Here is a 24,494-nt window from a genome sequence, read left to right on the forward strand (position 1 = left end):
TAGCGTTTTTTGGCAGTTAGGAAAGTATAAACTTACCTATCTGCATTCTCGCAACGAAGAATATCACCAAAACGCTTGGTGACATCGAGGTTTTCTAATCATCATTCAACCATATGGCTCCATTGGATTTTATTAACTATCCTTACATACTGTGCTATATTATTCCACTTATCTTCTCTGTTTTTCGGCATCCATGAAAAATTGCATATAAAAAATCTCCCTAAAAAACGGGAGATTTTCACTATTTTCATAGGGCCATATAGGCTTTTTCTCTTATAGGATTAATCCGTTCGGCAAGGTCCTGGATATTTGACATTGTACCGATATCCAGGTTGCCACCACTTACGATTACTCCGCAATGCCGTGATTTTATCTTGTCATTGTGGGAAAATAAGGCTGCCAATGCTGCTGCTCCAGCTCCCTCCATCAATGTCTTATTACGCTCGAGCATGTAGACGATGGCCGACGCAATTTCTTCATCCTTTACCGTCACAATATCATCGACATATTCCTGAATAATTGGCAAGGTAAGTTTCCCTGGTTCTTTCACCGCTATTCCTTCTGCTATCGTAGAAACCTTTGAAAGATTCTTCAAGGTATTCGTATGATAGCTTTCATAGATAGCAGAAGCACCTTCAGCCTGAACACCGATTATTTTCATATTCCTGTTCACATGCTTGGCTGCAACAGCGATTCCACTGATTAAGCCACCACCGCCAATCGGTACTAGAATTGTATCGATCCGGTCTTCCTGCCTGAGCATTTCCATTGCAATTGTTCCCTGACCAGCCATAATATCATAGTCATCAAAGGGATGAATAAAAGTAGCACCAGAAACCCGTTGATGTTCAGTGGAAGCGTTATATGCTTCCTGAAAGCTTTCCCCTATCAGTACCACTTCTGCACCGTAATTTCGGGTTGCATTTACTTTTGCAAGTGGGGTGCCTTCTGCCATAAATATAGTTGCTTTCACACCTAACTTGGCAGCTGCATGTGCAACTCCTTGCGCATGATTACCCGCTGAAGCGGTAATCACTCCCTTGGATAGCTCTGCCTCAGATAACTGCATGAGTTTAAAGCTTGCTCCCCGAAACTTGAATGCACCTGTTTTTTGCTGGTTTTCCATTTTGCAATATACATGCTTTCCTACAATATTATTTGTCGTATGTGATGTTAATAATGGTGTACGATGAACAATCGGTGCCAGCCGCTTCATTGCATGGTATACCTTATCACCCGTTAAGCGATCCCCAAGACAAGTCACTCTCCTTTAATTGTTAAAACTTAAATTCTGCTATTCTCATATGCTAAAATTTTATCCTCTTGCAGCAATGTCAATGCTATATCATCCCAGCCATTCAGTAGCTTTTCCTTATGATATTCCGGAATCTCAAAGCTTATGACATTTCCTTCTTCATCGGTTATCTGCTGATTCTTCAAATCTATGGATAATTCCAAGGATGACCTCTGGGCATCTTCCATCCATTTACTTAATCGTTCTTCTTCCATTTTAATCGGTATAATCCCATTCTTCAATGCATTGTTATAAAAAATATCTGCAAAGCTTGGTGCAATTATGACTTTAAAACCGAAATCGGTCAATGCCCAAGGTGCATGTTCTCTCGAAGAGCCACAACCAAAATTTTCTCCCGCTATTAAGATAGAAGCTTCTTTATATTGCGGTTGGTTTAATGCGAAATCTTCCCGTTGATTTCCATCATCATCAAAGCGCCAGTTAAAAAATAAATATTGTCCAAATCCAGTCCGTTCAATGCGTTTTAAAAATTGCTTCGGTATGATTTGGTCGGTATCTATATTTGAACGATCCAATGGAAAGACCAGTCCTTTATGCTTCTGTATTGCTTCCATGTCATGCCACCTCCTAGTTTAGTACTCCAGCCATTTTTCTCACATCTACGAAATGTCCTTCAATTGCAGCTGCTGCAGCCATTTCAGGACTTACAAGATGTGTACGTGCTCCATTACCTTGTCTTCCCTCAAAATTACGGTTAGAGGTAGAAGCACAGCGACCGCCAGGAGGAACAATGTCATCATTCATTCCAAGACACATACTACAACCCGAATCACGCCATTCAAAACCTGCCTCTGTAAATACTTTATCCAAACCAAGTTCTTCTGCCTGAAGTTTCACACTGAAAGATCCTGGAACAACAATTGCTTTTACGTTATCCTTCACTTTTCTTCCTTGTATGATTGATGCTGCCTTTTGCAAATCACTTAATCGTGAGTTGGTGCACGAACCGATAAATACGTGATCTATTTCTATAGAAGTAATTGGCTGATTTTCTTCCAGCCCCATATATTCAAGTGCACGTTTTACATCTTCTTTGTGATCAACCTCAGCCAAAATCGGTGTAGTTCCTCCAACAGGAACACACATACCAGGATTTGTTCCCCACGTTACCTGGGGCTCAATTTCGTCAGCATTGATGATAACTGTCTGATCATATGTTGCACCTTCATCTGTGGCTAAGTTCAGCCACTCAGCAGCGGCTTTTTCAAATTCCTGCCCTTTTGGAACATACTCTCTGCCTTCCAAATAATCGACAGTTGTCTGATCAGGACTGATTAGACCTGCCCTTGCCCCGGCTTCAATGGACATATTACAGATAGTCATCCGACCTTCCATCGAGAGCTTGCGGATTGCTTCACCGGTATATTCCATGACATATCCTGTACCGAAACGCACTCCAAACTTACCGATGATCGCTAATATTAAATCCTTTGCTGTTACGCCTGGCCCAAGATTTCCTTCTACTTTTACATTCAATGTTTTCGGCTTTTCCTGCCAAATCGTTTGTGTTGCTAGAACATGTTCTACTTCACTCGTACCGATTCCAAATGCCAATGCACCAAATGCACCATGTGTTGATGTATGACTGTCTCCACAAACAATTGTCTTCCCGGGCTGTGTCAAGCCAAGTTGTGGGCCGATTACGTGAACAATACCTTGATCCGGGTGAAACATATCCGCAAGTTTAATTCCAAAATCTTCACAGTTTTGTCTTAATGTTTCCATTTGTTTTTTGGAAATTTCATCTTTTACAACATGTCTGTTTTTAGTTGGAACATTATGGTCCATTGTCGCATAAGTCAAATCCGGTCGACGGACTTTGCGATTCGTCAAACGCAAACCCTCAAAAGCTTGCGGTGAAGTCACTTCATGGATCAAATGCTGATCAATATACAGTAAATCAGGTTTTCCTTCTTCCTGATGTACGACATGTTTGTTCCAAACTTTTTCGATAATTGTTTCTGGCTTCCCCATTCTCTAACACCTCACTCTAGACATATGAATTGCATATTGAATCCGAAATACTCTTTGCAGTCAGATTCTCAAGTACAATTTTCGTTATTTTCTCTGTGCTTACTTGTGTACCGTTTTTTAATTTCAAATCGGGAGTATGATACCCTTGTTCCAACGTTTCATTAACTGCTCCTTCAATTTCAGATGCTTCCTCTTCCATACCGAAAGAATAACGAAGCATCATTGCAGCAGATAAAATCATCCCCAGTGGATTTGCTACACCCTTGCCGGCAATGTCTGGCGCAGAGCCATGCACCGGCTCATATAATCCCACGCCATCTGACCTTACACTTGCAGATGGAAGCATGCCCAATGATCCTGTTAATACGGATGCTTCATCACTTAAAATGTCACCAAACAGATTTTCAGTTACAATGACATCAAATTTACTCGGTTGCGTAATTAGTTTCATTGCAGCAGCATCAACCAACAGATGTTCCACTTTCACATCTGGATATTCTTTTGCCTTTTCATTGACTATTTCACGCCACATTCTGCTTGATTCCAAAACATTCGCTTTATCAACAGAAGTCAAATGTTTTTTTCTAATCCGTGCACTTTGAAAACCTTTATCAATAATTCGCTCCATTTCTTCTCTGTGGTAATAGAGCGTATCAACTACCGCATTTCCGTTTTCCCGGCGTTCACTCGGCCGGCCAAAGTAAAGGCCACCAGTCAACTCACGGATAATCATAATGTCGCTATCCTTTATGACTTCTTCCTTTAACGGAGAAGCATGGAGCAGAGGAGCAAATCCTTTTACAGGTCGTAAATTCGCGAATAGTCCAAGTGATTTCCGGATACCTAGCAGCCCTTTTTCCGGTCGTAAGTGTACAGGAATGGAATCCCATTTCGGTCCGCCAACTGCACCAAGCAAAACAGCATCTGCGTTTTGACAGGCATTAACTGTATCCTCAGGTAATGGGACGCCATACCTATCAATGGCATCCCCACCAATTGCATGTTCATGAAACGTAAAATGATGATTGTACTCCGCTGCTATTGCTGTTAATACAAGTCTTGCAGATTCCATTATTTCTCTTCCGATTCCGTCACCAGGAAGAAGAATGATTTGCTTATCCATAGCTGGGGTCCCTCCTAATCTAATCTTACACTTGGTGATTAATCAGGACTCAATCACCAATTCTTTTTTGTTTATTGTTTTCGTCTTAATCATATATCGATTGACTGCATTTATAAATGCATTTGCAGATGCCTGTAAAACATCCTGTGCTGAACCTCTGCCATTTACTGTTTCTTCATTTACAATTAACTGTACATGTGACTCGGCAAGCGCATCTTGGCCACCACCAACTGAATTCAGCTGATAATCTACTAGATTAATTTTTTCTTCTATCAAACTATCAATCGTTTTATACAATGCTTCGACACTACCTTGACCTGGACAGGAATTTGTTACTGTCTTTCCTTCCGGGGTTGTTAAAACTACTGTAGCCGTAGGAACATTTTCGGTTCCGTATTGTACTTGGAAATTTTCCAAGTGATATTTATTTACAGTAGAAGAATCGGTTTTAATTTCCATGACAATCGTATACAGATCATCATCCGTGACTTCTTTCTTATGGTCGGTTAATTTCTTGAACTGATCAAAGGCTGCCTTCACTTCACTCTCTGTCAGATCGACACCGAATTCCTTCACCTTATCTTTGAAAGCATGACGACCAGAATGTTTTCCTAGGAATAACGTGTTGGAAGTTACCCCTACCAATTCAGGTGTAATAATTTCATAGGTTTCGGCATTTTTCAGTACTCCATCCTGATGGATACCTGATTCATGTGCGAAAGCATTTCTACCAATAATTGCTTTATTGGCCTGCACATACATTCCTGTCAATTTCGCAACAAGGTCACTCGTTCGTTTGATTTCATTTAATTTAAGCCCAGTCTCATACGGATAATAGTCAGATCTTATTTTCAATGCGACCGCAACTTCTTCGAGAGCAGCATTTCCTGCACGCTCCCCAATCCCATTAATCGTCCCTTCCACTTGTGTTGCACCATTTTCCACTGCTGCAATCGAATTCGCTACCGCCATTCCAAGATCATCATGACAGTGACATGAAAGTGCTACACGATCGATATTTGGTACATTTTCTTTGATATATCGGAATAATCTTCCGTACTCAGCCGGTGTTGTATAGCCAACTGTATCAGGCAGATTAATGACAGTTGCCCCTGCATCAATTACTTTTTCAATGATTTGGGCTAGGAAGTCCCAATCCGATCTTGTTGCATCTTCTGCAGACCATTCGATATCGGTAAATTTCTGTTTCGCATAAGAGACCATGCTTACCGCTGTCTCTATAACTTCTTCAGGTGTTTTTTTCAATTTGTACGTCATATGAATTGGAGATGTTGCCACAAATATATGAATGGCAGGCTTTTCTGCACCTTTTAATGCATCCCAGGCTATATCGATATCCGATTTAATTGTTCTTGCCAGCCCGATGATAGAAGTGTTTTTAATGGTATCAGCGATTGCTTTAACTGCTTCAAAATCACCTTGGGAGGAAGCCGGGAATCCCGCTTCCATCCTGTCAACCCCAAACCGCTCAAGCTGTTTGGCGATTTCAAGTTTTTCCAATTTATTCAGGTTAACCCCTGGTGATTGTTCCCCGTCCCGAAGTGTCGTATCAAAAATCTTAATTTTTGACATGTTGTTTCACATCCTTCTGCTTGGATTTTACTGGCTGTTTAACAAAAGGCATTAACTCACGGAGCTCCCTTCCAACAGTTTCAATCTGATGTTTATTTTCTCTATTATTAATTGCATTGAATTGTGGACGACCAGCCTGATTTTCAAGGATCCATCCTTTGGCAAACTTCCCATCCTGAATATCAGTCAATACATCTTTCATTCTTGCTTTTGTATCTTCATCAACTACACGCGGACCTGAAACGAAGTCGCCCCATTGTGCAGTATCCGAGATGGAATAACGCATATTTTCAAGGCCACCTTCATAAAGAAGGTCAACAATTAGCTTCATTTCATGCATACATTCGAAATAAGCAACCTCAGGCTGATATCCCGCTTCTGTCAATGTTTCAAAACCTGCTTTGATAAGGCTTGTTACACCTCCGCAAAGTACTGCCTGCTCTCCGAACAAATCGGTTTCAGTCTCTTCCTGGAATGATGTTTCCAAGACGCCTGCTCTTGCTGCACCAATTCCTTGTGCATATGCCAAGGCAATTTCTTTCGCTTTACCTGTAACATCCTGATAAACTCCATATAATGCCGGTACCCCTGCACCCTCTTCAAACGTTCTTCTCACAAGATGCCCCGGTCCTTTTGGAGCAACAAGGAATACATCAACGTCTGATGGTGGTACAACTTGGTTGAAATGAATGTTAAATCCATGTGCAAAAACAAGTGCGTTTCCAGCTTCTAAATTATCCTTTATACTTTCTTCGTAAACTTTTGGCTGCATTTCATCCGGTAAAAGAATCATCACAATATCAGCCTGTTTTGCTGCCTCTGCTACGGAGTATACTTCAAAACCATCCTCTTCTGCTTTTTGCTGGGATTTCCCTGCTCTTAACCCAACAACGACATCATATCCGCTCTCACGAAGGTTCAGTGCATGTGCATGACCTTGTGATCCATATCCTACTACTGCAATTTTTTTACCTTCCAATACCTCTTTTTGAATATCTTTTTCATAAAGTACTTTAGCCATTTTAAATCTCCCTCTCCAATTATTAGTTAGTATGATTTTTGTTTAAGAACTCATAATGCGGCGTCTGGTCCATAACACGCTTTCGCTTACGAATTTTTAGATGGTCATTGAATTAATTTCTGTTACCTGATCCGGCTGCTGTCCTCTCAGGAATGCAGTCACCCCGGTTTTAGTCAATTCCTTAATCCCATAAGGTCTGAGCAAGCTAATCAGTGCGTCCACTTTATCGGGACGACCGGTGACCTGAATCGTCATGCTGTCCTTGCTTACGTCAATGACGGATGAACGAAACGGTGCGATGATACCCTGGATTTCACTCCGCGTATGGCCGGTTGCCACCACTTTTATTAATGCCAGTTCTCTTGCCACCATCGCCTTATCCGTTATATCGGACACCTTCAGCACATCAATCTGCTTGTTTAATTGCTTCGTAAGTTGTTCTAGCTTTTGACGATCACTAATTTCGACTACAAAGGTCATTTTGGAAACACCTTCTACTTCTGAAGCACCAACCGAAATACTTTCAATATTGAACTGACGTTTATGGAGCATTCCGGTAATTCGGTTTAGAACCCCTCCGCGATCCTGAACAGTTGCAATTATAATTCGTCTCATTTCTTCACCCCGACCATCTCTTGAATTCCTTTCCCTGGTGCAATCATTGGGTAGACGCATGTGTTCCGTACCACCCTGAAATCAGCTACGACCGGTCCGTCATATGCAAAAATGTCTTCCAAAGTCTGGATAACTTCTGCTTCCTTATCGACTCTGACTCCTCGAACACCATAACTTTCAGCCAATTTCACGAAATCAGGGTTTTCTGATAATAGTGATTCTGAATATCTCTCTTCATAAAAACTTTCCTGCCATTGTCTCACCATTCCTAGAGCTTCATTGTTGACGATAATGATTTTAACAGGAAGATTTCGTTGTTTCACAATGGATAGTTCCTGCAGCGTCATTTGAAATCCGCCATCACCTACGATAGATATTACTAAATCATCCGGTCGTCCGAGCTGGGCTCCGATAGCTGCTGGGAAACCAAATCCCATTGTTCCCAATCCTCCTGATGTCACCCAATTATTCGGTTTATCAAACGTGTAAAATTGCGCAGCCCACATTTGATGCTGTCCGACATCCGTTGTTACTACCGCTTCACCCTTCGAAACGTTGTACACTTGCTCAATGAGCCACTGAGGGGATAATAGTGTATCTGACCGTTCATACCACAAAGGATAATCCTTTTTATTATGCTGCAGTTTATCCATCCATTCCTTATGATCCTGCATCTCTATCTTTGCTTTCAGTAAGCCCAAAAGAGCTTTCTTTGCATCTGCAACGACCGGAATGTGTGTCTCGATATTTTTCCCGATTTCAGCTGGATCAATATCGATATGTGCTATTTTAGCGTTAGGAGCAAAATGGTTTAAGTTTCCGGTTAACCGGTCATCAAATCTTGCACCTATATTAATCAGCAGATCACATTCATAAATTGCCATATTCGCTGCATACGTTCCATGCATCCCTGCCATCCCCAACGAAAGTTCATTTGAACCAGGAAAACTTCCAAGTCCGAGCAACGTATTCGTTACAGGTAACTGGTACGCTTCTGCAAATTCCTTTAGTTCCTGTGCAGCATCAGCGAAGAGTGTTCCAGCACCCGCTAGTAGCAGTGGACGCTCCGCGCGACTTAAAGCTTCTGCGAGTTTGATAATTTGTAATGGATTAGGGTTAATGGTTGGCTGATAGCCTGGCAAATAAAAATCATCTTCATAATCATCCAGTGTTATATTTGCTGAAATATTTTTTGGAATATCGACAACAACTGGTCCTGGACGCCCTGTAGTCGCAATATGGAATGCCTCTTTTACAATTCTTGGCAAGTCAGCAATCTCATTCACCTGATAATTGTACTTTGTAATTGGTGTTGTTATCCCCATGACATCTGCTTCCTGAAAAGCATCTGTTCCAATTACATTTTTTGCAACCTGACCCGTGAAAATCACGAGTGGTAATGAATCCATCATCGCATCTGTAATACCGGTTATCAGATTAGTTGCTCCTGGACCTGATGTTGCTATAACGACTCCAGGTTTCCCAGTAACACGTGCATATCCTTCAGCAGCATGAATCGATCCCTGTTCATGACGGGAAAGCACATGCTCAAATGGCGTATCATTGCGATATAATGCATCATAAATTGGTAAAACAGCTCCACCAGGATATCCAAATACTGTGTCAACATTAGCATCAATCAACGTTTTAATTAATAAGTCAGCACCTGTTACCAATTTCCCCTTTACTTCCACTTCATGACTAGCATCAACTTTCACTACTGCTACCTCCTCAAATCTTAGTTTTTAAAATTCGGTGTTCGCAAACCTTTTGTGTGAATGTCTTAAGTTGCACTTATGAGGTTAAGAAAGTATTGTATTCTTCCCAGCATATAAAAAAGGACCCTTCTCTCCCCATAATCTGCATTACATCAGAATTATTGGGGAGAAAAGAGTCCTCTTTTCACGGTACCACCCATGTTCGTAGCATCCTCGCGAATACTACCTTGGCAGGCTGACAAGCAGCCTTTATTGATAACAGGTACAAAAATGCACCCGGCCAAATCTAATGGGAGTTTCCTCCGTTCAAAAGGGCACTCAGGGAAGATGTCGGAACAATATGTACTTCTGGGCTTCCAGCAACCCCAGCTCTCTGTGAGTACACGTTACATGTTCCTTTTTTCCCGTCATCGAGTTAGTTATATTTCATTTTCAACATTTTAAGAGTTATTGTTAGCCATCTAATCAGAAAAGTAAGTGTCTTGAATCATTTCTGATATTGCGGATAATCATATAACTTTTTTGAAAAAGAGTCAATAGGTTTTTAGAAATTTATTAATAATTCCATAAAATTAAACTTATTGAATGCGTTTACATCCTTGGTATGTTCCGGATAAAGATTTTATTAATTTTTTGTTAAAAAACTTGGTATACGCCAAGCCTTTTGGGCGGATACCTTAGTTACTAAAAAAAGCTCCAGCTTTTAAACTGGAGCTCGCAATATCTTTATTTGTTTAAATAATCTGTAACTGCACCTTTTGATGAACAGGAAACATTATGTGCATATTTTCCAAGCACACCTTTTGTATACAATGGCGGTGCAACCCATTCTTTTCGTCTGTTTTCCAGCTCTTCGTCGGACACATCCATCGTAATTTCTCTTTTCTCTGAGTCAATTGTAACTTGATCTCCTTCTTGCAAGAGCGCAATAGGGCCGCCATCCTGCGCTTCCGGAGAAATGTGACCCACAACTAAACCATGGGTCCCACCGGAGAATCTGCCATCAGTCAGCAATGCAACAGACTCATCCATCCCTTTTCCTACAAGAATCCCTGAAATAGAAAGCATCTCTGGCATTCCCGGTCCACCTTTTGGACCTACATAACGAATAACAATTACATCACCTTCGTTAATTTCATTCGCCATAACAGCAGCAGTCGCATCCGCTTCGGTATTGAATACACGTGCCGGACCAGTATGTCGTTTTACTTTTACGCCAGAAAGCTTCGCAACTGCACCTGTTGGAGAAAGGTTCCCCTTCAGCACGATTAACGGACCATCCTTACGTTTTGGATTACCAAAAGGCATGATAACCTGCTGTTCTTCTTTCAGGCCTGGTGCTTCTGCAAGATTCTCAGCGACAGTCTTTCCTGTTACTGTCAGACAATCTCCATGAAGGTAACCATTTTCAAGTAAAAGTTTCATTACTGCCTGTACACCACCTACACGATGCAAGTCCTGCATAACAAAACGGCCACTCGGTTTTAAATCAGCCAAGTGCGGTACTTTTTCCTGGATGCGATTGAAGTCATCAATGGACAAATCAACCTCCATTGCATGTGCAATGGCAAGCAGGTGAAGGATTGCATTTGTCGATCCACCAAGTGCCATAACCACAGTAATTGCATTCTCAAACGCTTCTTTTGTCATAATGTCTTTCGGATAAATATCATTTTCCAGCATTTTATAGACTGCTTCACCTGCAGCTTTTACATCTTCAGCTTTTTCTGCTGATTCTGCTGGATTGGAAGAACTTCCCGGAAGACTCATACCCATTGCTTCGACAGCAGATGCCATTGTATTAGCCGTGTACATTCCACCGCATGCGCCTGCTCCTGGACAAGCACTGCATTCGATTGCTCTTAATTCGTCATCATCAACAGCACCTGCATTATGTTGGCCTACCCCTTCAAATACAGATACGATGTCAATATCTTTTCCGCGATGTGAACCAGGAGCAATTGTTCCTCCGTATATGAATACAGCCGGCACTTTTGAATTGGCAATCGCGATCATACAGCCAGGAATATTTTTATCACATCCGCCAATTGCAACAAGACCATCCAGATTTTCCGCACCAACTACAGTTTCAATGGAATCGGCAATTAAATCACGACTGGGAAGGGAATATCTCATCCCTTGAGTTCCCATGGAAATTCCGTCCGATACCGTAATGGTGTTGAAAATGAGCGGTACTCCTCCAGCTTCCCTGACGCCGCCTTTGGCACTAACAGCCAGGTCATTAATATGTATATTACATGGAGTTACCTCTGCCCAAGTGCTTGCAACACCAATCATCGGCTTCGTGAAATCTTCATCCGATACACCAACAGCCCGAAGCATCGCACGGTTTGGAGCTCTCATCGTTCCGTCAAATGCATTACTTTTTATACGTAAATCTTTACTCATACAGAAAACCACCTTTCTTTCGCACTATTATAAGGCTAATTTTTTAATACTTCAATCAATTTCTAACAAAACTATTAATTGATACACATCATGTTCCTGCAAAATCTATATTTCAACTGCAATTTTAATTTTACAAAATATATTGACAACATTTATGATATTGCTATATTGAATATCAAATGGAGATTACTACTTATCGTTAACTGCATAGGAGAGTTAGTATTCGAAGGAGGCATAAATCATGGCTTATCATGTACTAATCAGTGACCCCTTGAGCGAAGAAGGGATTCAGCCATTACGCGACACGGAAAATATCAATATTGTGATCGAAACGAATTTAAGTCCAATTGAACTGGAAGAGCGAATTGCTGATTTTGATGCATGGATTGTTCGCAGTCAAACACAGGTAACCAGGGATTTGATCACGAAAGCTACCAATTTAAAAATAATTGGTCGGGCTGGAGTCGGTGTTGACAATATAGACCTGGAAGCTGCTACTGAAAATGGCATTATTGTTGTAAATGCTCCGAATGGCAATACCAATTCAGCCGCAGAGCACACGATGGCAATGATTATGGCTTTATCAAGGAATATACCACAGGCTTTCCATGCATTGAAAAACCGCAAGTGGGACAGAAAAAAATATGTTGGTGTCGAGATAAAAAATAAGACATTGGGTATTGTAGGTCTTGGAAGAATCGGAGCGGAGGTGGCTGCACGAGCTAAAGGCCAGCGAATGAATGTAATTGCTTATGATCCATTTTTGACAGAAGAGAAAGCAGAACAAATGGGAATTGGCTATGGAACACTTGAAGAGGTCTTAAAGAAAGCCGATTTCATAACGGTACATACACCACTTATGAAAGAAACGAGACATATGATCAATGCCCAATCTTTCGAAATCATGAAAGATGGTGTCCAGATCATTAACTGTGCGCGTGGTGGAATCATTGATGAAGATGCATTATACGATGCTATTGTTTCGGGAAAAGTTGCAGGAGCTGCACTCGATGTTTTTGAGGAAGAACCGTTTATTGATCATAAATTGCTTGAATTGGAGCAAGTCGTCGCGACGCCACATTTGGGTGCCAGCACCATCGAGGCACAGGAAATCGTAGCTGTCGATGTGAGTCATGATGTAATTAGCTTTTTGAATGGCGATGTCGTCAAAAATCCAGTTAATCTTCCATCTGTTCCAAGTGAAATTATGCATAAAATTGAACCATACTTCCATCTTGCAGAAAAGCTTGGTACATTCCTCATTGACCTGACAAACGAAGTCGCTGAAGAAGTGAGCATCACCTATTCTGGAGACCTGTCAGATATTGAAGTGGCCCCATTAACAAGAAATACGGTGAAGGGAATTCTCAAGCGCTATCTTGGAAGTCATGTCAATGATGTGAATGCATTGTATTTGGCGGATAAAAAAGGGATCAAGGTTAAAGAAAGCAAAACATCTTCCACAAAAGGGTTTACGAATTTGATTACCGTAGTCGTTAAAAGCAAATCTGGGACCAGAAAGGTTTCCGGTACATTATTGAACGGTTTTGGACCAAGACTTGTTAAAGTGGATGAATATCGTGTGGACGTTACGCCCCAAGGACATATGGTAGTCATTCAGCATATCGACCAGCCCGGTGTAATCGGACGGATGGGTAGTACAATCGCAAAGCATAATATTAACATTGCGACAATGCAGGTGGACCGCTCCGATGTTGGAGGCAATGCCATCATGATACTAACAATTGATAAGCATCTGGAAAAAGAAGCGATGGAGGAATTAAAAAATCTGGATGAAATTAAAGAAGTTACAGCGATTGACCTGTAGAACGAACGTTAGAAGCACACCGCCCAACATGGACGGTGTGCTTTATTTCATGGATGACTTTCAATAATCGGGAGTAGCTCCTGCAAGCTTGAAATCTCATATGTCGGTATCGGTTTTCCACTCTCTTTTTGCTGGCGATTAATCCAAACAGATGCAATTCCTGCACGTTCCGCTCCTAGTATGTCTGTATGGAGATTATCCCCAACCATGATAACTTCATGATTTTTTAATGAGAGCAGTTCCAGTGCATGTTCAAAAATTGTTGGGTCAGGTTTACCTTTTCCAAAATCACCCGAAATTACGATTTGTTCAAAATAAGGGACGAGCTCCGGGGTTAAATCAAGCTTGGTATTTTGCAGATCAGGTGACCCATTTGTCAGCATCAACAACCGATACTTGCCTTTTAGTTCATCCAGCACCTCTAATGCGTCTTCAAATAATAGTGCTGTTTTTTTCCGTTCACGTGGAAACGTTTCTGCCAGTTCCGCTCCAAACTTCGGATCATCGATACCGATATCTTTTAAGCCTGCTGTCCAGGCTTTTATCCGATATTCCGGAGCGATTTCCTTTAATTTTCCAAACGCTTCACCTTCATCCAGGAAATTAGCCCATAACCCCTCAAAAGGATTAATACCTATCATTTTTGTAAATTCATATGTATCATACGAAGCATATATCTTCCTGGCATTTTCCCTAACGCTTTTTTCCAGTTCATCCGGGTCCAACCCATATTTTCCTGCAGCGATTTTACATGTGTTCTCAAAAGCGTTTTTTACACTTTTTTCATCCCAAAGCAATGTGTCGTCTAAATCAAAAAAGACTGCTTTTATCATTTTTCCAACTCCCCCACACTTATTTTCCCTTACTAGCATACTACTGTAATATTAATTTAACAAAATTAATTAAAAATTAAGTCTTGCGTAAATATGAAATATACCTTATGATTAATAGAAAATTTATTAACATACACAAGGAGATAATTGATATGGCAGAACAAACTATTCGCGTACAACTAAGCGAAACTAAAAAAGAAAAACCTAAATCAGATCAACTCATTTTTGGCAGGTCATTCACGGACCATATGTTTGTAATGGATTATTCTGATCCTTTAGGGTGGCATAATGCGAGCATTGTACCATATCAACCTCTTACAATTGATCCATCTGCAATGGTTTTCCATTATGGTCAATCTGTTTTCGAAGGACTAAAGGCTTTCCGTACGGCAGACGGAGATATTCAGTTATTCAGACCAAGAAAAAATTTGGAGCGCCTGAATCTGTCTAATGATCGCCTTGTTATACCACCTGTTGATGAAGAATTCGTATTAAAGGCAATCAAACAATTAATTTCCGTTGAGAAAGAATGGGTACCCGATGCAGATGGAACATCACTGTATATCCGCCCGTTCATTATTTCAACCGAACCATATATTGGTGTTGCGCCTGCGCGCCATTATAAATTAATTGTAATTCTATCACCTGTTGGCGCATATTACAAAGAGGGAATCAACCCAGTTAAAATTGCTGTTGAAAATCATTACGTACGTACGGTAAAAGGTGGAACAGGTGAAGCAAAAACGGGCGGTAACTACGCAGCAAGCCTAAAAGCACAGGAATTGGTTGCGGCAGAAGGGTTTTCACAGGTTCTTTGGCTGGACGGTGTTGAAAAGAAATATATCGAAGAAGTTGGAAGCATGAACGTATTCTTCAAAATCAACGGAGAAGTTGTGACTCCAATGTTGAATGGAAGTATTCTTGCCGGAGTAACAAGAAGTTCGGTTATCGAGCTTTTGAAACATTGGAATGTACCGGTTTCAGAACGTAGAATTTCCATGGAAGAATTAAACCAGGCTTATGAGGACGGAACGTTAGAAGAAGCTTTCGGTTCAGGGACGGCAGCAGTTATCTCTCCAATTGGTCAATTGACATGGGAAGGCAAAGATATGGTCATCAATAATGGCAAAACTGGCGAAATTTCCCAAAAGATTTATGATACGATTACAGGCATCCAATACGGAAAAGTAGAAGATCCATTTGGTTGGGTGGAAGAAGTGGAAGCAAAGAAAGCAGTAAAAGTTAAATAATTCAGAAACCCGGCGATTATGTCGGGTTTCTTTGTTTTATTAGTACAGAATCTGTAAAATGCGACGTAACCGCTATCGTTGTTAGATCTGAAGTGCTGGTTATGGAAGAGTGTTTGTTGGGCAACAGCAGCCCGTATACACTTGGCATCCCGCGAGCGGCTGGTTTGGAAATTATTTCAAAAAGAAAATGAAAAATCTGTGCAAGAACAAGCCCAAACTTTTGAATTTATCTTTGATTGCATACAGCATTTTTATAACAAGCTACAAAGGCCTTTTCAGGGTTCCTCGATGACTGTGGCGGATGCACACGCCTTAGGAGAACTGCTTTAGCATCATCGCTGAAAAATAATTTACTCGCTTTTACATCTCCGTAAGAAAATTGGTTTATATGCGAGGAGTCACCGCCTGCTGCTTATCCGTACTGGTGAAGCTATGTGACGATATTTCAGCTATTGTATGGATATTAGTTGAGTAACCTTCTAACCAGCTCTGGGGAATTCACGGAGACTTCTGCGGGAGCAGAGGCATCGGTGAGACAGCGCAGCGCCTTAGCGCAAGTTGGCTCACCAGCCGCCCGCGAAAAGCGCAGTGAAGCGGTTGTCTGAGAAGCTATTTTCAATTATTAGCTTTTTTAACAAAAAAGAAGTTAAGTCGTATTTAAAGCAACAAACATTACGAAAAGAACCTAAAAAGATACCTCCAAAGCGGTAAAAGTCACTTTGAAGGTATCCATATCATCTTGCTCTAGTGATTGTTTCCGTTTGCCATACTTTCTTCGGCGATTTTAATCATTCTTTTGACCATTTCGCCACCCACCGATCCGTTTTCACGTGCAGTTGTGTCAGCTCCAAGTTCTACATTAAATTCATTTGCAATCTCTTCTTTCATCTTGTCCACTGCATTTTCCGCACCTGGCACCAACAACTGATTTCGATTGTTATCAGCCATTCAGATCACTCCTCGGTGTATTGGAACAGAATCATTTCTGTTCCAACTTATCATCTGTAGGTTTTGTTTTTTTATTCAAATCGGAAAGACAAGTTCTAAAGAATTATTTTCTAACATATAGTAACCTTGCATGAAAATTATCAAGAGAAGATACATAAGGAGGAGAAACTTATAATGGCGCAAAGCATCCATCATATGGAACTGGACATTTCTATAAATAAAATTTGGAATTTTATCAGTGACATGAATAATTGGGCTGTCCTTATCCCAGGATATGCAGATCATGAAATTCTTAGCAGTACAGAATCCATTTGGAAATTACATGGTGACATAGGAATTATGAATAGAACGGTAAATTTAAAAGTAAACATTACCGAATGGATGGAACCTTCAAACGTGCGTTTCAACCTAAGCAGTTTAAATAAAACATGTGTTGGAAATGGTTACTTCCTGGCAACAGAGCTAAGCGATCAGAAAACAAAAATTACTGGCTGTTTGAATTTAACTGTTAAAGGGATGATGGGTCCAATGATGAACCCACTTTTAAAAACAGTCGTACCCAAGATTGGAAAGGATCTTACAGAAAAAGTAACAGCAAAAATCATGGAAAAGGAAGAACTAAGAGTAACCGTATAGACTTCTATATGCATGGATTTTTTTATTAAAATCCATGCTTTTATTTTTATCTACATACACAATAACCAAGCAGCTATTTACTCCTAACCTGCTCAGTGATAAAGTATAAGATGCACCTTTACACTGAAAGGAAATACACCATGAATAAAATTATCCGCAATAAAACTGCATCAGAATATATCTATATCCTTGTAGGTGCCACACTTGTCGGTTTATCCTATAATATATTTTTCCTACCAGCAAGACTGGCTGCAGGCGGCATTTCAGGGGTCAGTACGATCCTGTTTGAAGTGTACGCATTAAGCCCGGCACTCATCCAATTCCTTTTTAATATACCAATCTTTTTCATTGGATGGATCGCTTTAGGTAAAGAATTCAGTTTCAAAACATTGATCGGTACATTTTGGGTTCCATTCATTATCTTTCTCTCCGCAGATATCCCGCTAACAGTTACAAACCCCTTCCTTGGTGCTTTGTATGGGGGAATCTTACTTGGCGCAGGACTTGGAATCGTTTATAAAGGTAATGGCTCTACCGGCGGAACGGCAGCAATCGCACAAATTGTAAAGAAATTCACAGGGATCTCCAGCGGCTATTCCCAATTTATCGTGGATGGACTTGTTGTGACTGCATCCATTATTGTCTTTAATCTGGAACTGACTTTGTTCGCATTAATGGCCATTTACATTTCCGGTAAAGCGATTGATTTTGTTCAATTGCGGACTTCGGCTACAAAACTCATATTAATCATTACCGAAGAAGAGGAAAAAATTCAGTCGCTGATCCATAATGGGATTGATCGTGGATTGACGAAGGTACGTTCTGTAGGAGGCTATTCGAATCTCGATAAAACAATGATCCTTTGTGTAACATCTCAGCCAGAGGCAGTTCAGCTGAAAAAAATTCTGCAAAAAGAAGCACCGGCATCGTTCGTCATATTTATCAATGCATCGGAAATTCTCGGACGCGGATTTTCATTGGACAAATATTATGGACAAAAATTATAGTTGCACGTATGTAGAAAATGTTAAACCCCCTTCCTGATTAGGAAGGGGGTTTCATTCATTTTCACTTTCTCACTTATACTTGAACAATCTCACTTAATTTTTCAAGCTCTTTTCCTAAAAATTTGGCAATCTCGAGCATACCGTATTTCCCACTTTTTGCTTCTGCTTCACTATTGTAGTTGGTGTTTGTATTAATATCATACGTAAATATAGTGCCGTCTTTATCCTCAATGAATTCAATACCTGCAATTTGAATATCATTTTCGGCAAGAACACGTTCGTACTTTTGTAGAACCGGATGATCAAAGCCTTCTCTGACTTCGAATTTTGCCGGTTTTGAGCTTTCTTCCCCGACAGGACAGAACTGATCATCAATCGCGCAAGCATCTGCCGGGCATAATTCAAAACCTTCAGAAGTATCGACCCGAACCGCATAAACAAATTTCCCTCCAACGAATTCACAACGTGTGATGAACGAATTCGGTGATTCAATATAATCTTGGAGCAATGTTACCCCATCAACAGGTTCCTCAAAACTGTCTCCCTCTACATAGTTCTTTAGTGCAGTTGCAGAGTTAAACAGCTGTACCCCTAGTCCCTTACCAGCTCGATTATGCTTCGTTATAAACTTCCTTCCCTCGAATCTTTGTGCAGCTTTCAAAATTTCATCTTTGCCGACTGCCGCAACCGTTTTCGGCGTCTGAACCCCATATTTCTCCAACTCCAAATACTGAAGCACCTTACTTACTTCAAGCTGCAAGGCTCGTGAACCGTTAATCACGGTTCTGCCATGATGCTCCAGCCATGCAAGAATTGCATTTGTTAACTCTGGTGAAAAACGATGCCCTCTTGTATGCGACGAAGCACTCATCCGGTTGTAGAAAATCCCCTCCGGTGGAACAGAAGCTAAATCGACTATTCCATTTTCAACATACCAATCTTCATAAGGCAGGTTCAGCTCCTCCAGACGATTAAATAAATGCTTGGACCATTCTTCGTTTTCGTGTATGACGTAAATCTTACTCATAAATACCACTCCTCGTTAAATGTTTGTTGCAGTTTTCCGTAATTCTTCCACTTTTGGCATGACATGCTTTGAGAAACGTTCCAATTCCTCCAGCTGTGGCGAACATTGCAAAAGCAGTTGATCAACACCTGCTTCTTCAAATTCCAAAATTCGTTTAGCAATCTGCTCTGGTGTACCAACAAGGTTTGGACGTAATCCCCGATTTGAAACCGAGTAGTCCTGTAACTGAATTTGCTGTTCCAGTTGTGATTTCGATGTGAAATCCTCGAGTCCCGCGTATCCTGCTGAATCCTTCACTGTTGTAATCCGCTTTAATTCTTCTAGTGCTTCCTCTTCGGTATCACGGCAAATAACATAAGCTGCCAAGCTGAAGGATTTAAGCGGCTCTCCTCCAACTTCCCTTCTCCGATGCTTCATATCCGCAATCTTGGCTTCGACTTCTTCGACTGTTCCACCATGCATCACATAAGCATCACACAGAGACGAAATGACCTGTTTCCCTTTTTCACTTTCTCCACCCGCATATAAAATAGGATTCGGACGTTGGACCGGTTTCGGTGAGAGCTGTGTATTCTCTATTTTGTAGAACTTGCCGTTATAGGAAAATGTATCTTCTGTCCATAACCCTTTCATCACTTCCAGAAATTCATTTGTACGATCATAGCGTTCATCATGTTCTGTGAAATCTCCTCCGTATTGTCTAGCCTCTTCTTCCCACCATCCGGAAACAACATTTAACGTAAATCTGCCATTGCTTATATGATCGATATTCGCTGCCATTTTCGCTGTTACAGCAGGATTATGATAAATTGGTCGTACAGCTGTCATAATTTCAATTTTCTCTGTAACTGCAGCAAGCGCCGCCGCGGTTGACCATGCTTCTATCGAATCAGCATCTGTTCCTTTAATGTCATTCAAATATAATTCAGCAATTAATGTCGTATCGAAACCCCATTTTTCTGCTGATTGTATGACTTTCTTTGCATACTCATATGTAGGTGGCATATTTTCATCGGCTACATTTCGTAACCATCCGCCAAAAATCGGCAGCCAAAATCCGTACTTCATAAAGCTCACATCCCCTTCTCTACATGAAAAAACTCCTTCCAGATAAGAAAAGAGTTGATACGAACCATTCTTCTTTCTTATCTTTCAAGCTTATGCTTGATGGATTTAGCACAGTATTCTTCTAAAAGAACCTGTTGCCGAGGTTTCACAGGGCCATGTCCCTCCACCTCTCTGGATAAGATATAAAATTAATTATTTAGTATTAACGTATAATAGTATAAACGTTAGAAAAAGTCAATTAAATAATTCTAATAAAACACAGTTGACTTATATGAATTAATATATTAGAATATATCCAACAATCAAACATTCTTATCAAGAGAAGCTGAGGGAACTGGCCCTGTGAAGCTTCAGCAACCTCTGACATCGTTCAGAAAGGTGCTAAATCCAGCGAGATTCTTTCTTGAGAGATAAGAGCTGATACTTTAAATGAAGCCCTCTTTTCTCTTGCTATTTGGAGAAGAAGAGGGCTTTTTGCTGTAGATGTGACAAAAATATAAAATTTAAAAGGAGATTGGTTCCCATGAGTTCGATCGTAATTATATCCGGAAGTCCATCAGAATTTTCCCGATCCGAGCAAGTCCTGAAATATTTGGGCGGGCTGCTTAAAAAGGAGCACTTTTCCGTTACACATGTATCTGTAAAGGATGTGTCCTATGAAGATTTGTTCACAGGGAATTTTAATAGTCCCACAGTAAAACAAATTGCAAGTCTCATTGAGGAAGCTGATGGTGTCATTGTAGGGTCACCCGTATATAAAGGAGCCTATTCGGGAGTATTAAAAGCATTAATCGACATTCTCCCGCAGGACGTTTTAAAACATACACCTGTCCTTCCTCTGATGACAGGTGGAAGCCCTTCCCATCTATTGGCTGTGGAGTACACACTTAAACCAGTCCTAGCTACGTTAAAGGCACATAATTTAAAGGGGATTTATATACTTGACGAACAAATCGACAAGCAAAACGCGATTCCAATTATTGATGTAGAAGTACTTCAGCGAACAAAAAAGCAGCTCGATTACTTTATACAATTGGTTAACCATACAGTTGGTTCTGCTGCGGCGATACCTTATCAGCGTTAAAAAAGGAGGACGAAGAGTATGACAAAGAAACGCATTTACTTGAATGCATTTGATATGAATACGCCAGGCCATCAGGCTCCCGGCCTTTGGACACACCCTGATGACCAATCCTATCGATATAAAGATAGTGAATATTGGACTGAGCTCGCAAAAACGCTAGAAAAAGGCAGGTTTGATGCAATATTTATTGCAGATGTACTTGGGACGTATGATGTATATGAGGGCTCACGGGATGCTGCTTTACGTAACGGCGTACAATCTCCTGTTAATGATCCATTTTTAATTGTGCCATTTATGGCTGCTGTGACGAAACATCTTGGCTTTGGTGTTACAGCTTCTGTGACCCATGAACATCCATATACTTTCGCTCGGAAAATAAGTACGTTGGATCATCTAACGAAAGGTCGATTAGGCTGGAATATCGTTACATCTTATTTGAAAAGTGCCGCAGTTAATATGGGATTGGACGACCAGATAAACCATGATGAACGGTATGATATTGCCCAAGAGTATTTGGAAGTTTGCTATAAACTATGGGAAGACAGTTGGGAGGAAAACGCTGTTAAAATCGACAAAGAAAATGCCATCTATACGGACCCAGCTATGGTTCATAATATAAACCATGAAGGAAAATACTATAAAGTACCTGGCGCACATCTGAGTGAACCATCCCCGCAGCGTACACCTGTGCTTTTCCAGGCAGGGGCCTCCACAAAGGGCAGGGCATTTGCAGCCAAAAATGCAGAATTGGCATTCATTGGTGCACCGAATATTGCAGCGGCTAAAGAGACAGTAACTAAAATACGGGCAGATATCGAGAAAACCGGGAGAGCTGCTGAAGAAGTAAAAATACTCACGATGTTAATACCGATTGTAGCGCCAACAGAAGAAGAAGCTAAACAAAAGTATGACGAATATAAAACATATATAAGTAAAGAAGGAGCTCTTGCTCTATTTGGGGGCTGGACCGGAATAGATTTATCAGCTTATGAACCTGATCAGCAAATAAGCTATATTGAAAATGATTCGATACGATCAGCACTTGAAAATTTCACAAAAGTGAATCCCGACAGACCTGCCACGGTCGAAGATATCATCCATGCGATTGGCATTGGAGGAATAGGAGCTTCTGCTGTTGGTTCACCAGAGCAAATTGCCGATATAATGGAGCAATGGGTGGACGAAGCTGGAGTTGACGGTTTTAATATTGCATATGCCATTACACCTGGAACTTTTAACGACTTTGTTGAATTAGTTGTTCCAGTCTTACAGGAAAGAGGTCTCGTCAGAAAGGAATATGAAGGAAATTCATTTCGAGATAATCTTTTTGGTAAGGGAGATCAACTTGCAGAACATCATCCAGCAAAACGACATGCACTACTTGTCAATTAACTTTTTGATATACAAAAGAAGTTCCTTGATCTCTCCTCACAGAAAGTGCAGTCCGCGACGTTCAAAAGCGCAGGTGACTGCTCAGGAAACCTAAGGATAGCAAGCGCGTGGATTACGCGCTTGGAATGTCCATTTAATGCGAATGCTTTTCGCTGTGAACGATATCCTCAAGGAAAGTCTCAGACTTTGTAATATCATGAATATCACAATAATATACGACTGTCCTTATTACATGGGAAATGGTACACGTTCGCGTATACCTCATAAAATTTTTCCAATATGTAATTTCATGTGTACCGACTTCAAATTCTTTAATATCTGTACTATATTCTACCCAATTATGCTCTGCAGTCGTTTCCTGTATATCGTTACTCATTACTGCCGCAGTTGCTTCTGTCAGCTGCACTGTCAAGAAAATTGCGCAGAAGAGACTAATTGCGATTATTCGTTTTCTCAAATTCATCAGCCCATTCATTAAATTAATGAAAATCCTCATTCTAAGTTAATATTCGTTAATTAGAAAGAGAATATACATCAGCATTAAATCCCGGGCCGAAGTTCCATAAAATTTTGATATGCAAAACCTTTTACTTCATCTTCAGAATAGAACTTAAGTAGTTCGTTTATTAAGTTTTGGTGTTTTGATGCATTGTCAAGGTTATCGACAAAGCTTGAGATTCCGTCAAAATCCGAACCAAGCCCAATATGCTTTACACCACCCAATGAACAAATATGGTCGATATGTTTAATCAAATCACTAATTGTAGCTTCTTCACGATCGTAATTGATGAATGGAGGAAAGTAGACAACATGAATCATGGCCTTTTTATTGAACATTCTTTTTAGTTGATCATCGTATAGATTACGGGGATGATCACAAAGGGCGCGTGCATTGGAATGGCTTGCTATCGGATATTCCGCAAGCTCCATCATGTCCCAAAAACCCTTTTCCGTAGAATGGGCCACATCTGTGAAAATACCATGTTCATTATTCAGTTTCACGACCTCCTTGCCGAGCAAAGTCAATCCTCCGCCACGTGGTTCTTCTGCCCCATCCGCGCACAGGTTAGCATTGTTCCAGGTCAATCCTATTGATAGAACTCCGAGACGGTACAGCTGGCGAAGCTTCATGAGATCGTTACCGAATGCATCAGCACCTTCCAGCGTCAGCACTCCGCCAATTTCACCCTCCTCTAAACTATCTAAGTCCGACCATGCCCGGATATGCTTCATTTCCTTATTTTTCTCAATAATTTCTGTATGAAACAAGTCAATCTGCTCCAATGCATGCTGCCATTTTTCATCGGAAGGTACATCCGGGTGAATAAAGACAGCAAAGAATTGAACCTTCACTTTCCCTTGTTTCAAACATTCCAAATTTGTATTCAGCTCTTTTGCATTTCTAAAATTCAATGGGCCCTTATTATAGAATTGTCCTCTTTTTGCAAGCTGTAATTTTAATAGTGCATCACAATGTGTATCAATTACTTTCATGATAACCGCTCCTTTGTATACAGTTTACCACGGATGCTTCTGATGAATTCGCTTCGCACTTCGTAAAAAGCAAGCATTCGTGCACGACTCGATGTGTCATTTTTACCAGACTTTTTGAACATCCTCCATAAGCAGCTTCCTAACAAACAGGGCAAAGAG

At 40.7% G+C, this 24,494-nt stretch carries 21 protein-coding genes and 2 riboswitches; of the genes, 6 read left to right on the forward strand and 15 right to left on the reverse strand.

The window, feature by feature from the left end; all coding sequences use genetic code 11:
* Positions 1 to 247: 247 nt before the first annotated feature.
* The 9 genes from ilvA to ilvD all read right to left on the reverse strand — a co-directional run bounded on the left by ilvA (position 248) and on the right by ilvD (position 11,768).
* Positions 248 to 1,264 carry a threonine ammonia-lyase gene (gene ilvA / locus MN204_RS06735; protein ID WP_249870338.1) on the reverse strand — a complete coding sequence of 339 codons (1,017 nt, stop codon included), beginning with the start codon at positions 1,262 to 1,264 and terminating at the stop codon, positions 248 to 250.
* A gap of 20 nt (positions 1,265 to 1,284) precedes the next feature.
* Positions 1,285 to 1,869 carry a 3-isopropylmalate dehydratase small subunit gene (leuD, locus tag MN204_RS06740; protein WP_249870339.1) on the reverse strand — a complete coding sequence of 195 codons (585 nt, stop codon included), beginning with the start codon at positions 1,867 to 1,869 and terminating at the stop codon, positions 1,285 to 1,287.
* Between the two features lie 13 nt (positions 1,870 to 1,882).
* Positions 1,883 to 3,289, reverse strand: a complete 1,407-nt coding sequence (gene leuC, locus MN204_RS06745) for a 3-isopropylmalate dehydratase large subunit (RefSeq protein ID WP_249870340.1) — start codon at positions 3,287 to 3,289, stop codon at positions 1,883 to 1,885.
* 16 nt (positions 3,290 to 3,305) lie between these two features.
* On the reverse strand, positions 3,306 to 4,412 hold the full coding sequence (gene leuB / locus MN204_RS06750) for a 3-isopropylmalate dehydrogenase (RefSeq protein WP_249870341.1): 1,107 nt from the start codon (positions 4,410 to 4,412) through the stop codon (positions 3,306 to 3,308).
* Positions 4,413 to 4,454: 42 nt separating this feature from the next.
* Positions 4,455 to 6,005: a 2-isopropylmalate synthase gene (locus tag MN204_RS06755; RefSeq protein ID WP_249870342.1), complete on the reverse strand. Its 1,551-nt coding sequence runs from the start codon at positions 6,003 to 6,005 to the stop codon at positions 4,455 to 4,457.
* A complete protein-coding gene (gene ilvC / locus MN204_RS06760) occupies positions 5,992 to 7,026 on the reverse strand; it encodes a ketol-acid reductoisomerase (protein ID WP_249870343.1) in 1,035 nt (344 codons plus the stop codon). Before ilvC ends, MN204_RS06755 begins: the two co-directional genes overlap by 14 nt.
* A 96-nt stretch (positions 7,027 to 7,122) precedes the next feature.
* Positions 7,123 to 7,641: an acetolactate synthase small subunit gene (ilvN, locus tag MN204_RS06765; protein WP_249870344.1), complete on the reverse strand. Its 519-nt coding sequence runs from the start codon at positions 7,639 to 7,641 to the stop codon at positions 7,123 to 7,125.
* Positions 7,638 to 9,359, reverse strand: a complete 1,722-nt coding sequence (gene ilvB, locus MN204_RS06770) for a biosynthetic-type acetolactate synthase large subunit (RefSeq protein ID WP_249870345.1) — start codon at positions 9,357 to 9,359, stop codon at positions 7,638 to 7,640. Before ilvB ends, ilvN begins: the two co-directional genes overlap by 4 nt.
* A gap of 726 nt (positions 9,360 to 10,085) precedes the next feature.
* Positions 10,086 to 11,768 (reverse strand): dihydroxy-acid dehydratase, encoded by a 1,683-nt coding sequence (gene ilvD / locus MN204_RS06775; protein ID WP_249870346.1) that lies wholly within the window; start codon positions 11,766 to 11,768, stop codon positions 10,086 to 10,088.
* Positions 11,769 to 12,009: 241 nt separating this feature from the next.
* Here ilvD and serA point away from each other — a divergent pair, with 241 nt between their 5' ends.
* On the forward strand, positions 12,010 to 13,596 hold the full coding sequence (serA, locus tag MN204_RS06780) for a phosphoglycerate dehydrogenase (protein WP_249870347.1): 1,587 nt from the start codon (positions 12,010 to 12,012) through the stop codon (positions 13,594 to 13,596).
* A 47-nt stretch (positions 13,597 to 13,643) separates the two neighbouring features.
* On the opposite strand, the gene MN204_RS06785 is transcribed toward serA, so the two are convergent.
* Positions 13,644 to 14,429 (reverse strand): HAD family hydrolase, encoded by a 786-nt coding sequence (locus MN204_RS06785; RefSeq protein ID WP_249870348.1) that lies wholly within the window; start codon positions 14,427 to 14,429, stop codon positions 13,644 to 13,646.
* Between the two features lie 152 nt (positions 14,430 to 14,581).
* On the opposite strand from MN204_RS06785, the gene MN204_RS06790 reads away from it, so the two are divergent.
* Positions 14,582 to 15,679 (forward strand): branched-chain amino acid aminotransferase, encoded by a 1,098-nt coding sequence (locus tag MN204_RS06790; protein WP_249870349.1) that lies wholly within the window; start codon positions 14,582 to 14,584, stop codon positions 15,677 to 15,679.
* Between the two features lie 744 nt (positions 15,680 to 16,423).
* Here the strand turns inward: MN204_RS06790 and MN204_RS06795 are convergent.
* Positions 16,424 to 16,627 carry an alpha/beta-type small acid-soluble spore protein gene (locus MN204_RS06795; RefSeq protein ID WP_249870350.1) on the reverse strand — a complete coding sequence of 68 codons (204 nt, stop codon included), beginning with the start codon at positions 16,625 to 16,627 and terminating at the stop codon, positions 16,424 to 16,426.
* Positions 16,628 to 16,801: 174 nt separating this feature from the next.
* Here MN204_RS06795 and MN204_RS06800 point away from each other — a divergent pair, with 174 nt between their 5' ends.
* A complete protein-coding gene (locus tag MN204_RS06800) occupies positions 16,802 to 17,263 on the forward strand; it encodes an SRPBCC family protein (protein WP_249870351.1) in 462 nt (153 codons plus the stop codon).
* A 140-nt stretch (positions 17,264 to 17,403) separates the two neighbouring features.
* Entirely contained in the window at positions 17,404 to 18,270 is an 867-nt protein-coding gene (locus MN204_RS06805) for a YitT family protein (RefSeq protein WP_249870352.1), read from the forward strand.
* A 73-nt stretch (positions 18,271 to 18,343) separates the two neighbouring features.
* Here the strand turns inward: MN204_RS06805 and MN204_RS06810 are convergent, their stop codons facing one another.
* Both MN204_RS06810 and MN204_RS06815 read right to left on the reverse strand, forming a co-directional pair.
* Positions 18,344 to 19,297 carry an ATP-grasp domain-containing protein gene (locus MN204_RS06810; protein WP_249870353.1) on the reverse strand — a complete coding sequence of 318 codons (954 nt, stop codon included), beginning with the start codon at positions 19,295 to 19,297 and terminating at the stop codon, positions 18,344 to 18,346.
* A gap of 15 nt (positions 19,298 to 19,312) precedes the next feature.
* Positions 19,313 to 20,365, reverse strand: a complete 1,053-nt coding sequence (locus MN204_RS06815; protein ID WP_249870354.1) for an LLM class flavin-dependent oxidoreductase — start codon at positions 20,363 to 20,365, stop codon at positions 19,313 to 19,315.
* Positions 20,366 to 20,439: 74 nt separating this feature from the next.
* Positions 20,440 to 20,547: riboswitch (SAM riboswitch) on the reverse strand.
* Between the two features lie 127 nt (positions 20,548 to 20,674).
* A riboswitch (SAM riboswitch) is annotated at positions 20,675 to 20,782 on the forward strand.
* Between the two features lie 106 nt (positions 20,783 to 20,888).
* On the opposite strand from MN204_RS06815, the gene ssuE reads away from it, so the two are divergent.
* Together ssuE and MN204_RS06825 are read left to right on the forward strand one after the other, a co-directional pair.
* Positions 20,889 to 21,449: an NADPH-dependent FMN reductase gene (gene ssuE / locus MN204_RS06820; RefSeq protein WP_249870355.1), complete on the forward strand. Its 561-nt coding sequence runs from the start codon at positions 20,889 to 20,891 to the stop codon at positions 21,447 to 21,449.
* 18 nt (positions 21,450 to 21,467) lie between these two features.
* Positions 21,468 to 22,841 (forward strand): LLM class flavin-dependent oxidoreductase, encoded by a 1,374-nt coding sequence (locus MN204_RS06825; protein WP_249870356.1) that lies wholly within the window; start codon positions 21,468 to 21,470, stop codon positions 22,839 to 22,841.
* 133 nt (positions 22,842 to 22,974) lie between these two features.
* Here the strand turns inward: MN204_RS06825 and MN204_RS06830 are convergent, their stop codons facing one another.
* Both MN204_RS06830 and MN204_RS06835 read right to left on the reverse strand, forming a co-directional pair.
* Positions 22,975 to 23,298 carry a hypothetical protein gene (locus MN204_RS06830; RefSeq protein ID WP_249870357.1) on the reverse strand — a complete coding sequence of 108 codons (324 nt, stop codon included), beginning with the start codon at positions 23,296 to 23,298 and terminating at the stop codon, positions 22,975 to 22,977.
* 83 nt (positions 23,299 to 23,381) lie between these two features.
* Positions 23,382 to 24,335, reverse strand: coding sequence for a dipeptidase (locus MN204_RS06835; RefSeq protein ID WP_249870358.1), 954 nt, complete (start codon positions 24,333 to 24,335; stop codon positions 23,382 to 23,384).
* Between the last annotated feature and the right edge of the window lie 159 nt (positions 24,336 to 24,494).

This window comes from Oceanobacillus saliphilus, assembly GCF_023522835.1.
Taxonomy (GTDB): domain Bacteria; phylum Bacillota; class Bacilli; order Bacillales; family Amphibacillaceae; genus Oceanobacillus; species Oceanobacillus saliphilus.

Bases quoted from the DNA above. Each gene is read 5' to 3' on its own strand.
- leuD (WP_249870339.1), bottom strand. From the start codon at position 1,869: ATGGAAGCAATACAGAAGCATAAAGGACTGGTCTTTCCATTGGATCGT.
- leuC (WP_249870340.1), bottom strand. From the start codon at position 3,289: ATGGGGAAGCCAGAAACAATTATCGAAAAAGTTTGGAACAAACATGTC.
- leuB (WP_249870341.1), bottom strand. From the start codon at position 4,412: ATGGATAAGCAAATCATTCTTCTTCCTGGTGACGGAATCGGAAGAGAA.
- MN204_RS06755 (WP_249870342.1), bottom strand. From the start codon at position 6,005: ATGTCAAAAATTAAGATTTTTGATACGACACTTCGGGACGGGGAACAA.
- ilvC (WP_249870343.1), bottom strand. From the start codon at position 7,026: ATGGCTAAAGTACTTTATGAAAAAGATATTCAAAAAGAGGTATTGGAA.
- ilvN (WP_249870344.1), bottom strand. From the start codon at position 7,641: ATGAGACGAATTATAATTGCAACTGTTCAGGATCGCGGAGGGGTTCTA.
- ilvD (WP_249870346.1), bottom strand. From the start codon at position 11,768: ATGAGTAAAGATTTACGTATAAAAAGTAATGCATTTGACGGAACGATG.
- serA (WP_249870347.1), top strand. From the start codon at position 12,010: ATGGCTTATCATGTACTAATCAGTGACCCCTTGAGCGAAGAAGGGATT.
- MN204_RS06785 (WP_249870348.1), bottom strand. From the start codon at position 14,429: ATGATAAAAGCAGTCTTTTTTGATTTAGACGACACATTGCTTTGGGAT.
- MN204_RS06790 (WP_249870349.1), top strand. From the start codon at position 14,582: ATGGCAGAACAAACTATTCGCGTACAACTAAGCGAAACTAAAAAAGAA.
- MN204_RS06795 (WP_249870350.1), bottom strand. From the start codon at position 16,627: ATGGCTGATAACAATCGAAATCAGTTGTTGGTGCCAGGTGCGGAAAAT.
- MN204_RS06800 (WP_249870351.1), top strand. From the start codon at position 16,802: ATGGCGCAAAGCATCCATCATATGGAACTGGACATTTCTATAAATAAA.
- MN204_RS06805 (WP_249870352.1), top strand. From the start codon at position 17,404: ATGAATAAAATTATCCGCAATAAAACTGCATCAGAATATATCTATATC.
- MN204_RS06810 (WP_249870353.1), bottom strand. From the start codon at position 19,297: ATGAGTAAGATTTACGTCATACACGAAAACGAAGAATGGTCCAAGCAT.
- MN204_RS06815 (WP_249870354.1), bottom strand. From the start codon at position 20,365: ATGAAGTACGGATTTTGGCTGCCGATTTTTGGCGGATGGTTACGAAAT.
- ssuE (WP_249870355.1), top strand. From the start codon at position 20,889: ATGAGTTCGATCGTAATTATATCCGGAAGTCCATCAGAATTTTCCCGA.
- MN204_RS06825 (WP_249870356.1), top strand. From the start codon at position 21,468: ATGACAAAGAAACGCATTTACTTGAATGCATTTGATATGAATACGCCA.
- MN204_RS06835 (WP_249870358.1), bottom strand. From the start codon at position 24,335: ATGAAAGTAATTGATACACATTGTGATGCACTATTAAAATTACAGCTT.